Origin of the sequence: Proteiniclasticum aestuarii, assembly GCF_017368455.1 — a bacterium.
Taxonomy (GTDB): domain Bacteria; phylum Bacillota; class Clostridia; order Clostridiales; family Clostridiaceae; genus Proteiniclasticum; species Proteiniclasticum aestuarii.
In genome coordinates, this window is sequence record NZ_JAFNJU010000001.1 from 436796 (window position 1) to 448651 (window position 11856).

At 40.5% G+C, this 11856-nt stretch carries 10 protein-coding genes; all 10 read right to left on the minus strand.

Annotated elements, in window-relative coordinates; translation table 11 throughout:
* Nucleotides 1–27 precede the first annotated feature (27 nt).
* The 10 genes from J3A84_RS02155 to J3A84_RS02200 all read right to left on the minus strand — a co-directional run bounded on the left by J3A84_RS02155 (nt 28) and on the right by J3A84_RS02200 (nt 11396).
* Nucleotides 28–861, minus strand: coding sequence for a PH domain-containing protein (locus tag J3A84_RS02155; protein ID WP_207598350.1), 834 nt, complete (start codon nt 859–861; stop codon nt 28–30).
* A 200-nt stretch (nt 862–1061) separates the two neighbouring features.
* Nucleotides 1062–2417 (minus strand): RNA polymerase sigma factor RpoD, encoded by a 1356-nt coding sequence (gene rpoD, locus J3A84_RS02160; RefSeq protein ID WP_425350709.1) that lies wholly within the window; start codon nt 2415–2417, stop codon nt 1062–1064.
* Between the two features lies 1 nt (nt 2418).
* Nucleotides 2419–4155, minus strand: a complete 1737-nt coding sequence (dnaG, locus tag J3A84_RS02165; RefSeq protein ID WP_207598351.1) for a DNA primase — start codon at nt 4153–4155, stop codon at nt 2419–2421.
* Between the two features lie 51 nt (nt 4156–4206).
* Nucleotides 4207–5232, minus strand: a complete 1026-nt coding sequence (locus J3A84_RS02170) for a deoxyguanosinetriphosphate triphosphohydrolase (RefSeq protein ID WP_207598352.1) — start codon at nt 5230–5232, stop codon at nt 4207–4209.
* Between the two features lie 183 nt (nt 5233–5415).
* Complete coding sequence (locus J3A84_RS02175; protein ID WP_207598353.1) at nt 5416–5595, minus strand: hypothetical protein; 180 nt, start codon at nt 5593–5595, stop codon at nt 5416–5418.
* Between the two features lie 43 nt (nt 5596–5638).
* A complete protein-coding gene (locus tag J3A84_RS02180) occupies nt 5639–6646 on the minus strand; it encodes an ABC transporter ATP-binding protein (RefSeq protein ID WP_207598354.1) in 1008 nt (335 codons plus the stop codon).
* Nucleotides 6647–6655: 9 nt separating this feature from the next.
* Nucleotides 6656–7639 (minus strand): ABC transporter ATP-binding protein, encoded by a 984-nt coding sequence (locus J3A84_RS02185; RefSeq protein ID WP_207598355.1) that lies wholly within the window; start codon nt 7637–7639, stop codon nt 6656–6658.
* Nucleotides 7640–7647: 8 nt separating this feature from the next.
* A complete protein-coding gene (opp4C, locus tag J3A84_RS02190) occupies nt 7648–8556 on the minus strand; it encodes an oligopeptide ABC transporter permease (RefSeq protein WP_207598356.1) in 909 nt (302 codons plus the stop codon).
* An 11-nt stretch (nt 8557–8567) separates the two neighbouring features.
* Nucleotides 8568–9545, minus strand: a complete 978-nt coding sequence (locus J3A84_RS02195; RefSeq protein WP_207598357.1) for an ABC transporter permease — start codon at nt 9543–9545, stop codon at nt 8568–8570.
* 90 nt (nt 9546–9635) lie between these two features.
* A complete protein-coding gene (locus J3A84_RS02200; protein WP_207598358.1) occupies nt 9636–11396 on the minus strand; it encodes an ABC transporter substrate-binding protein in 1761 nt (586 codons plus the stop codon).
* Nucleotides 11397–11856: the final 460 nt, after the last annotated feature.

Here is an 11856-nt window from a genome sequence, read left to right on the forward strand (position 1 = left end):
TTCTCTCACATTTATTATAACACTGATTTACAGGAAAATTGGAATGAGGGTATTTGCAAGATTCAACAGCATGAGAAATGTGATGACCAGTGGAATCAGCATGACCCTATAGTAATAAATCTTATCAATTTTCGAATATACTCTGGATAGGATATATGCAACAACTGAGAGCAGGAAAGCCATGATACCATAGGATATAGTACTATCCACATAGACGTTCGCAGGAACATAAGAGAGCATTGATGTATCAAGTTGACTGATTGACACATACTCAGGCAGCTGGCCCAGGTAAAGAAGCGCAATAGGTACTTCGATGAGAATCAGCACAATCACAGCATTAAGCAGAAAAAAGTGCTTCAGCCTGTCCTCACTTTCCTGAAGATCCTTTTCCAGTACATCTCGCATGACAAATTCCTCTTTGATTCCGTTTTTCTTCAGAAGTGCTGAAAACCCTGCCATATCGGCAGGAGAAATGGCATAGTTTCCTGTTTTTGTGCCGAAGAATATTGTTTTCTTTGAACTGGTGATGTACATATCCACCTTTCCGAGTCCTTTAATATACCCTTTCCCGATGGAAAATCTCTTGCTCAGCATGCCTGCAATACCACTATGGTTCAGCAGCGTGATCCGTTCCGTGAAGAATTCGATATTCTGCAGTCTGATATATTTATTGGTGAATCTGAACAGACTCTCAATAGAAAGAATTCCGTCTTCAACTTTGTAATAGAAGGTTTTCAGAAAAACCAGTGAATAGGTGCTGTAAATCAGAAATAGTATAAGAAGCAGTATCATCAGACTCTTCGTCAGGATATTCTCACTCAATCCCAGAATAAGTGACATGACAATAATTACCGCTACCATTATGGTACTCAGCTTATTAATGAATTGTGCTTTTTCTGGTTTGAATTTCATGATCATCACCCAAACTAATTATATCATACTAATATGCATAGATCTTAAATTAACTTTATCCATTCTCTGAATCTCCTGTTCTATACTGCGAAAAGAAGGCAGATGCAACTTTTTTGTGCTTCCGCCTTCTTCATTGTGTGAATACGATCTTAATCCAGATAATCTTTCAGCTTCTTGCTTCTTGAAGGATGTCTCAGTTTTCTTAATGCCTTTGCTTCAATCTGTCTGATTCTCTCTCTGGTCACATTAAACTCTTTTCCCACTTCCTCAAGGGTCCTGGAACGTCCGTCATCTAACCCGAATCTCAGCCTCAGTACTTTTTCTTCTCTTGGCGTCAGCGTATCCAGAACACTTATAAGTTGCTCCTTCAGCATGGTGAATGCTGCTGCTTCTGCCGGTGCCAATGCATCATCATCTGGTATGAAGTCACCAAGATGGCTGTCCTCTTCCTCACCGATCGGTGTTTCAAGGGAAACAGGTTCCTGTGCAATCTTCATGATCTCTCTTACCTTTTCAGGTGGCATTTCCATGATTTCCGCAATTTCTTCAGCTTGAGGTGCACGTCCCAGTTCCTGAAGCAGCTGTCTTTCGATTCTGATCAGTTTGTTGATGGTCTCAACCATATGCACTGGAATTCTTATGGTTCGTGCCTGATCCGCTATGGCTCTTGTAATCGCCTGCCTGATCCACCAGGTGGCATAAGTTGAAAACTTGAACCCTTTGGTGAAATCAAATTTTTCCACCGCTTTGATCAGCCCCAGGTTACCTTCCTGAATCAGATCCAGGAAGAGCATCCCTCTACCCACATATCTCTTGGCGATCGATACAACCAGTCTCAGATTCGCTTCTGCAAGTTCTTTCGCTGCATGCTCATCACCAGCTTCGATTCTCTTAGCAAGGGCTACTTCCTGCTCTGAGGTAAGCAGAGGTACTTTACCGATTTCTTTTAAATACATTCTAACGGGATCGTCAATGGCTACCCCTTCTGGAACAGAAAGATCCACTTCTTCTTCCTCTTCTTCTTCAACGTCCCCGATGATTTCAATATTCAGTGCTTCTAGGGTCTCATAAATTTTATCGATCTGCTCTGGGGAAAGATCAATTTCCTGAAGTTCATCTAGAATCTCTTTCTCAGCGATGCTACCTGTCTTCTTTCCCTTTTCGATTAATTTCCTGACAACTGACATCTGGAAATCCTTGTCATGAACCTTTTTGATATCGCCATCCTCATCGTCCAGAATTTCTTCATTGTCCATATTTTCTTCGTCTTTGATGGATTCCTTCGAAACCACACTCTTCTTCTTTCTAGTCTTCGGTGCCTTGATTTCCTTTGCTGTTTCTTCCAGCACTTCAGCACTTTCGACGATTTCCTTGTCCGCTTTCGGCTTCTTTCTTGTTTTGGTTGTCTTGACTTCTTTTTCTTTCACTGCTGGTTTATGCTCCTCTTCTAATATATCTTTTGTTACAGTAAGATCTTCATTTGCTGTTTTCTTTTTAGCTGCCATCTCAATACCTCCCTAAAGTCTTTTGAAGCTCAATCAGTTTTTTCGCAATTTCAAGAGATTCTTCTGTTCTCCCTTGTTTTTCCAATGATCTGATTTCTAGCATAAGCTTCTTCTGCGTTAATATCCCTTTATAATGTTTGATTGTCTTCATGAAATCATCAATCAGAATATCCACATCAATATCTGGTATCTCCACAAGCTCCGTGATGATTGTCCACTCTTTTGAGGTTTCAATATCATTACAGTGACTTTCCACAAAAGATCTGATGTTGTCTTTCGGTCCATCGTACTTTGTGATGATTTCATAAATCTTTCTATGACTTGGAAGAACAAAATCATCAAGATGAATTCGTTCAATCAGATACGGTCCCTCGCTCAGGAGCTTCAGTAGTGCTCTTTCCGCTTTTACATGAGCAGATTCGATATGAACAGCTTTCCCGATGGAAGACGTATCCATAATCCGAACAGCTTCTTCATCACCCTTCATAAGGCTCATCAGCGCACTTTCTGAAATCCCGGTGTCTTCACTTACCTTCTGCACATACACATCTTTCTCGATGGGATCCAGGTTATTCAGAATTGATACAACCCGTTTTGCATAATGTATTCTACCCTGATCTTCTCCTATGTTCAGTCCGTCTTTGGCCTTCAGGATCTTATAATCAATTAAAGGCAGCGCATGACTCAGCAGTTCATGGAACTTTTCCACTCCTTCAGCACGTATGTAATCATCCGGATCTTTTCCTTTCGGAATCTGTACGACTTTCACATCTATACCCTCTGCACTGAGAATATCCAATCCTCTGACCGTGGCCGCCTGACCCGCATTATCTGCATCATATGAGATATAGACTTCTTCTGAGTTTCTTTTAAGCAGTCGCGCCTGCATTTTCGTTAATGCCGTCCCCAAAGACGCCACCACATTTTTCACTCCAGCCTGATTCAAGCTGATACAATCCATATATCCCTCTACAATTATGAGGCTTTTTTCTTTGCTGTTTTTTCTGGCAAAGTTCAATCCATAAAGATGGGTTCCCTTATTATAGATCGGTGTTTCTGGAGAGTTAAGATATTTAGGCTTCGAGTCATCCATGACTCGAGCACCAAAGGCAATAACACGTCCTCTGACATCAAAGACTGGAAAAATGATCCTGTTACGAAACCGGTCATACACTTTTCCTTTCTCATTTTTTGTGGCTAAGCCACATCTTACGATGTCATCTTCCTTGTAATTCATGGATTTGAGATATTTCAGCAGACTATCCCATGAGTTCAGCGCAAATCCAAGACCGAATGATCTTATAGTCTGATCCGTAATGCCTCTTTTATAAAAGTAATCTCTGATTTCCTTGTAATCCTTAAGGTTCCTGAAGAAAAATCTGGCAGCGTCCACATGCATCTTGAAATACATTTCAAGCTTCTCATTCTTTTTCCTGTTCTCTGCGCTTTCCTCAAGCGTAATGTTAGCTCGATCGGCTAAAAACCTTAATGCCTCATTGAATTCGAGATTTTTGCTTTTCATCACAAACGTAATGACATTTCCACCTTCTCCGCAACCGAAACATTTAAAGAGCTGTTTCTCTCGGGTTACACTGAAAGAGGGTGTTTTTTCATTATGGAATGGACACAGTCCCCAATAATTCCGTCCTACTCTTTTCAGCGGAACGCTCTCAGAGATAATATCAACAATGTCATTACTTTCTTTGATTTTCTCAATTATCTCTTCTGCAACATACAAATTATTTCACACCTTTTTTCCATTGTCCAAACATTAATTATACCATTAAGATCAGTAGATAACAATTTTTGGTACATAAATCTGATTGAATAGAATGATCGCATAATCATCAGTCATCCCAGCGATGTAATCAGCAACCGCTCTCTCTGTACCCTCCTCAGAAGCAATTTTCTTGAAGAGAACCGGCATTTCGGAAACATGTTCCATATAATAATCAAATAATTTTTCGAGAACGAATTTCGCCTTATTTCTCTCTTCCCGGAGATGCTCTCCGTTATAGATGTTTTTGAAGAGAAATGCTCTTAGACCATAGAGTGCCTGAAAAACATCATCCGGTAGCGCAACTACCAGTTGTCCAGAAAGGATGTTGTCATTTGTCTTATCCACCAGATTCCTGACCAATGTATCAATTCTCCTGCTATGCGTTTTTCCCAGTACTTCCACAAATTCTGATGGCAGATCCTCTGTCCTCAACAGCCCAGCTCGTATGGAATCATCAATATCATGATTCACATACGCAATTTTATCAGCGAATCGGGCTATCTGTCCTTCCAGTGTGCTGGAAGTCTCACCACTCTTTAGGCCACTGTGGTGCAGTATTCCATCTAGTACCTCATAAGTTATATTTAGCCCCTTACCTTCTTTCTCCAGTTTTTTCAGTACGCGTATAGACTGTTCATTATGCCTGAATCCACCTGGCAATCTTTCATTCAGCACTTCTTCCCCATTATGAGCAAATGCGACATGACCGATATCGTGTCCTAAGGTGATTGCTTCCACTAGATCTTCATTGACAGCAATTCCTCTGGCTATGGTTCGCGCAATCTGAGAAACTTCCAGGGTATGGGTAAGCCTTGTTCGATAATGGTCTCCTGTTGTCTTGATATAAACCTGAGTTTTATGCTTCAGTCTCCTGAATGATTTGGAATGTATGATTCTATCGCGGTCGTGCATGAAACATGTTCTGTAGGAATCCAGTTCTTCAAATAGCTCTCTTCCCCTGGAATTTCTGGAAAAACACGCTTCCCTGATTAAGGTGAGTTCTTCATTTCTTTCAATTCTTTCTCTTATCGTCAAGGTTTCACCTCCTACTTATATTATTCTACAAATCTTTCCCGAACCCTTTAATTGCAGTTTCTCTTTATATATCATAATTATATTATATTATCAAAATACTTTATTATTCCAGTTCTCTTCAGAATGATTTACAACAAAAAAAGCACCTGTCATAGTAAGCTACAACAAGTGCTTTCTCAGTGATTAACGGAATACTATCCAGGTCAGAAGGGCAAAGAATCCAAAGATTCCAAGTATGACTGGAAATACATAGGAAGCCATTGCCATCGCAAGAGCCATGGCATCAAACTTTTCCAGTTCAACATCAGCATCCATATCTGGTTTTACATCATCATAACGATGTTTGTTTCCAAAAATATTCATTATTATCCCTCCTTCTTTGAATATGATCATGTTAATACTTTAGTTATATTTCTCCAGCAAAATGACATGCAACAAAGTGCTCTGGATGGCCTGCTGGATCATACTCTCTAAGTATAGGAATTTCCTCTTTACAGATATCCTTAGCATAAGGACATCTTGTATGGAACTTACATCCTGGTGGAGTATTGATATTACTTGGCAATTCTCCTATGATTGGTTCCATTTTTCTTAAGTGAGTAGGATCTGGCACTGGTATAGCTGCCAGCAAGGCTCTTGTATATGGGTGAGCTGGTGTATCATAGAGTTCATGTTTACCAGCCAGTTCAACCAGTGAACCAAGATACATGACACCGATTCTATTACTGATGTGCTTAACTACACTCAAGTCATGTGAAATGAAGAGATAGGATAAGCCCATCTTTTCCTGCAGATCCATCATGAGGTTCAGAATCTGTGACTGAATGGATACATCCAGTGCGGATACAGGTTCATCAGCCACAACGAAATCAGGATTCAGTGCAAGTGCCCTAGCAATACCGATTCTCTGTCTCTGTCCACCAGAGAACTGATGTGGATATCTGTAGATATGGTATGGAGAAAGACCACACATTTCTATGATTTCCATTACTCTGTCTTTGTATTCTGCCCCTGGCTTCACAAGATTATGTGAAAGCAGTGACTCACCAACAATATTACTTACGTTCATTCTTGGGTTCAGTGAGCTGTATGGATCCTGAAAAATCAGCTGCATTTCGCGTCTCAGCGCTTTCAGCTTATCCCCCTTTAAAGTGGATATGTCCCCATCGATCTCCTTGCCGTGATATATGATATCTCCAGCTGTTGGCTCATATAGTCTCACGATGGTTCTTCCCAATGTGGATTTACCACATCCTGATTCACCAACCAGCCCGATGGTCTCCCCTTCTTTCAGTTTAAAGGAGACTCCATCAACCGCTTTGACATATGTTTTCTTTGTGAAGAGACCACCTTTAACAGGGAAATATTTCTTTACATCGTTGACTTCAAGTAAAATTCTATTATTCTCGTTCATACTTCCCTCCTAATTTCCTTCATACAAGAAACACTTCACCTTATGGTTCTCGCCATTTCTTTCTTTGTCTATGAAATATACACCAGGTTCCTGTTCCCAGCACTTGTCCATGGCAAACTTACATCTTGGTGCAAAATAGCAGCCCTTAGGAAGTTCCATCGGATTAGGTACAACACCTTCAATACTGTTCAGTCTCTTCTTCTCAGATTTGACATCAGGAATGGAGTCCAGAAGACCCTGTGTGTACGGATGCTTAGGATTAGCATACAGTTCTTTGACTTCAGCTGATTCCACAACTTTTCCAGAATACATGACGATGACATCGTCTGCCATCTGAGCAACTACACCAAGATCATGAGTGATCAGCATGATAGCTGTATTCATCTTTTCCTTAAGGTCGTTCATCAGTGCCAGAATCTGGGCCTGAATGGTTACATCCAGGGCAGTTGTTGGTTCATCTGCAATCAGAATCTTAGGATCGCAGGCAAGGGCCATAGCAATCATGGCTCTCTGCCTCATACCACCGGATAGCTGATGAGGATAGTCGTAAACCACTCTCTCCGCACGAGGAATTCCTACGAGCTTCAGCATGTTAACAGCTTTGTCATGGGCTTCTTCCTTTGATAAATCCTGGTGAAGCTTAATGGCTTCTACGATCTGATCGCCGATTCTGAATACGGGGTTCAATGAGGTCATAGGTTCCTGGAAAATGATGGATATGTCATTTCCTCTGATTTTTCTCATCTCGTCCATTTTTATCTTAGCCAGATCCCGTCCATCATACATGATGGTACCATCAACAATACTACCGTTTCTGTCTATTAATCTCATTACACTCATCGCAGTGATGCTCTTACCACAGCCTGACTCACCAACTACGCCAAGTGTCTTTCCTTCTGTAAGGTCGAAGGTTACACCATCTACAGCCTTAACCACACCTTTATCTGTGTTGAAGTGTGTTTTAAGGTTCTTTACTTCTAATACTTTTTTCATAATCAACCCTACCTAATTTCCTTTGGATCAACGGCATCTCTCAGCCCTTCTCCAAGCAGATTTATACTTAAAACTGTCAGCATGATCATGATACCGGGTGGTACCCAGAGCCACTGCATATTTCTGAATACATCAGAATTTCTGGCTCTTTCAATCATGTTACCCCAAGTAGGTGTTGGTGGTGTTACACCAAGCCCCAGGTAGGATAAGCTCGCTTCTGTAAGAATAGCGCCAGCCATACCCAGTGTTGCACTTACAATGATGTAAGCAAATGTGTTTGGCAGGAGATGTCTCGCGATTCTTGATCTGGTAGAAAGACCTAGAATCTCCGCAGCTTGCATGAATTCCTGTTCTCTCAGTGATAGGATCTGTCCCCTGACCATTCTAGCTAGTCCTGGCCAGCTGAGAATACCGATAAGGAACATGACAAGATACATCTTGTATTTTGAATCTACCCACATCAGTGCACCGGAAATTGTAATAACTGTAGGTGTAAATGGAATGGAATAGACGATTTCCGCGAATCTCATCAGCAGATTGTCTACCCAGCCACCATAGTAACCAGCTATACCACCAACGGTAGCACCTATAACCACAGTAAATCCTGCAGCAATGGCTCCAACCATGAGTGATGTTCTTCCACCCAGGAAGAGTCTCAGGAATACATCTCTACCCTGCTCATCTGTTCCCAGCCAGTATTCTGATGAAGGCGGGAGTTTCTTCTGATCCAGGATAAAGTCATTTATACTGAATCTTGAAAAAACCGGAACAAAGATGCACATCAGTACAATTATAAGGAATAAGATTCCACCGAACATGGCAGTCTTATTTCTTCTGAATCGGTCCCAAGCTATTCTCCATGGCCCTACAATATTGGTAGCTTGGGTTTTTTCATAGGCCTTTTTCTTATCTTCCATATTAAAACCTCCTAACTAACCTTGACTCTAGGGTCAACAAGCGCGTAACTGATGTCTGCCAGTAAGTTACCAGCAAGCATAAGCATTGCGTAGAAAATATTGATCGCCATTACCAGTGATGTATCCTGCTTAAAAATAGCTTCATGGAGTGTATTCCCGATTCCTGGCCATTTGAAAATAGTTTCGAGAATCAGTGAACCACCGAATAATGAAGGAATCCAGCTGCCGAGTAATGTAACAATAGGTAAAAGAGCATTTCTGAATGCATGCTTGTAAATTACAACCTTCTCTGAAAGACCTTTTGATCTTGCAGTACGGATATAATCCTGATTGATTACTTCTAGTGTTGCATTTCTTACATATCTTGTTAAACTTGCAAGAGATGAGATTGTAAGAACGATGAGCGGCATGATCATATGTCTGCCGACATCTACAATTTCAGCCCACAGGCTTGGATATCCTCTTACCACACTCATTGGATCACGCATCAGCGTCAGAGGCAGTCCTAGAGGTATACCTACAAAGAATATAAGAATCATCGCAAAGAAGAAGGATGGCATGGAAACACCAAGTAGTGAAAATACCGTCCAGAAGTTATCGAATTTGCTGTATTTATTTACTGCTGACTTAATACCAACCGGTATAGAGATTCCAAATCCGAAGATCATTCCGAAGAAATTGATCAGGAACGTATTCCAGACACTCTCACCAATGATTTCTGATACTGGTGCTCTCTTCAGTATGGATCTACCAAAGTCTCCCTGTAGTGTTCTACCTAACCAATTGAAATATCTTTCAACAATATTACCATCTAATCCAAGCTGTTCTTTTATCTGTTGTTGCTGCTCAACGGAAACTCCAGATCCAACACCTAAATAGGCCTGAACTGCGTCCCCTGGCATGAGTTCCATAATACCGTATATCGCTATGGATATAACGATCATTACAGGAATCAAATGCAGCAGTCTCCTTGCTATATATTTTAACATTATTTCACTCCCCATAGCTCCTATATATTTAGTAGTAGAAAGGCAGTCCTTATCAGACTGCCTTAATTTTTATGAAATTGAATTCACTTGTTATTCTTCGATATAAGCATCCTTAACAGCTTTTACCCAACCATATAGTGAGCTTGTTTTGAAATCCTTTAGTTTTGGATTGTAAAGATCGAAGTATGTGTTAGCATAAACAACAACCTTAGGCATTTCTTCGTTCAGGATCTTAACAACTTCAGCGTATAGTGGCTTAGCTTCTTCTGGATCCATTATAGCTCTAGCTTCATCAAGAAGTCTGTCAACTTCAGGATTGCTGTATCTTGATGTGTTGTCCTTACCAGTACCTACATCATTTGAGTGGAACTCAGTATAGATGGAGTCTGGGTCAGCAGATGTGATGGATGTTGCCAGGAAGAACACGCTCCACTTGTCAACATTAGCATCTGAATCGTAGATTACATAATCAAGAATTGTGTTGAACTCTAGGTATGAAACGTTAAGCTTAATGTTAAGTTCTTCGCCCCATGATTTTTCCCACATTGGGATAAGAGTAGCAAGTATGTCATGTTCTGGCATTGCAGCGATGTTAAGTTCAAGAACCTGTCCATCTTTCTCTCTGAAATCGCCATTTACTACCCAGCCAGCTTCATCAAGAATTGACTTAGCCTTTTCGATGTCATAGGAGTAGTCGATCAGTGAGTCAACCAGCTCATCACTCATTACCCATGAAACCTGTGAGAATGGGTGGTTCTGTGTAGTTGCAAGAACCATTCCTGTATCAGGATCTTTGTAGTAGCTGTTTACAAACGCTTCTGTGTCGAATGCATATGTAAGAGCCTGTCTAACTGGAACTTCAGCAGTAGGTCCTGCTTCTGTATTAAAGTTGATGTATCCATAACCTGATCTTGGATATTCGTTGATGGAGTATCCACCGTCTCTAGCTTCCTTGATCTTAGCAGGTTCGATAACACCGGCAAGTAAATCTACTTCACCGTTCATAAGCTGAACGATATCTGTTGACTGGTCTACGAACTGAAGAAGGATTTCCTTGATCATGTAGCCTTCGCCATTGTAGTTATCGTTTCTTGTTAAGAAAATGAACTGTGCTTCTGAATAGGTATCAAGCTTGTAAGGACCTGATCCAACAGGTTCTGCTGATAAAGCTTCGATAGATGATGTGTCACCAACTGTGAAGTTAGCTCCATAATATGCTTCAGGCATGATGGACATGGTTGTGTTTGCAAAGTTTGTTCTCTTACCATCAGCAAAATTGAATGTTACTGTGTAGTCATCTTCAGCTACAACACCAACAAATTCTTCTGTTTCACCAGCTGAATATGCTTCGTAACCTTCAAGGTCTTTTACTACTGAACCGTATCTACCTGAGTAGGATGGGTCAGCTAGAACCTTATATGTGAATACTACGTCGTTAGCAGTAAGTGGTGTACCGTCTGAGAATACTACGTCTTCTCTAAGGTTGAATGTGATTGTCTTACCATCTTCGGAGATAGTCCAATCCTTAGCCACTACTGGCTCGTATTCATCACCTTCGAAGTTCAGTGTAGATAATCCCTGGAAAACCAGGTCAACTACGTATCCATCATAGGATGATGAATAATAAAGTGGGTTGAAGTTACCTGACGCTTCAGTGATACCAACTTTTAATGTACCTGATGGTTCAGCAGCAGGTTCTTCGGTTGGTTCTTCGCCTTCAGCAGGTTCTTCTTGTCCAGGAGTTTCTGCAGGTGTCTCTGCAGGATCCTCTGCTTTAGGACTACATGCTGTAAATACAACGGACATTGCCAGTGTAAGTGCAAGCATTAAGCCTATTCTCTTTTTTGTCATTCTTTCTTCCTCCTTGAATAATCTTTTATTTTAAGTCGTTGTTGCCAACGACTGAAAACCGAATGTTGTGATTTGTTAATAGTTGTTGAAGATATTATTCATTTTATTATAAATTGACATATTTATCAACTAATTTTTAAATTTAGTTCATAATGTCCTTATTTTGCACTAAAATAATATCGTTTTCATCATTGATTTCATAATCAGTACACCCATTTCACTCAATCAGATAAAGATGAGGAAATATCTTGTGCACAATTTTAGCAAATTCGAATTCGATTCTGCAGGCATAAATATTAACTTTTCAAATAACGATCAGCCCCTACCACCACTCTTATCGAAAGTTGTCATTTTCAATAATGTAATATATCAGGCTCAATTTAATTAAACAATTAAGGTTACACTTATTTTACCACAACATATGAAAAACAGAAACTTTTTGTTTATACTATATTCACAA

Coding starts and splice junctions, on each gene's coding strand:
- J3A84_RS02155 (WP_207598350.1), bottom strand. CDS start 861: ATGGTAGCGGTAATTATTGTCATGTCACTTATTCTGGGATTGAGTGAG.
- J3A84_RS02185 (WP_207598355.1), bottom strand. CDS start 7,639: ATGAAAAAAGTATTAGAAGTAAAGAACCTTAAAACACACTTCAACACA.
- J3A84_RS02195 (WP_207598357.1), bottom strand. CDS start 9,545: ATGTTAAAATATATAGCAAGGAGACTGCTGCATTTGATTCCTGTAATG.
- J3A84_RS02180 (WP_207598354.1), bottom strand. CDS start 6,646: ATGAACGAGAATAATAGAATTTTACTTGAAGTCAACGATGTAAAGAAA.
- opp4C (WP_207598356.1), bottom strand. CDS start 8,556: ATGGAAGATAAGAAAAAGGCCTATGAAAAAACCCAAGCTACCAATATT.
- J3A84_RS02175 (WP_207598353.1), bottom strand. CDS start 5,595: ATGAATATTTTTGGAAACAAACATCGTTATGATGATGTAAAACCAGAT.
- rpoD (WP_425350709.1), bottom strand. CDS start 2,417: ATGGCAGCTAAAAAGAAAACAGCAAATGAAGATCTTACTGTAACAAAA.
- J3A84_RS02200 (WP_207598358.1), bottom strand. CDS start 11,396: ATGACAAAAAAGAGAATAGGCTTAATGCTTGCACTTACACTGGCAATG.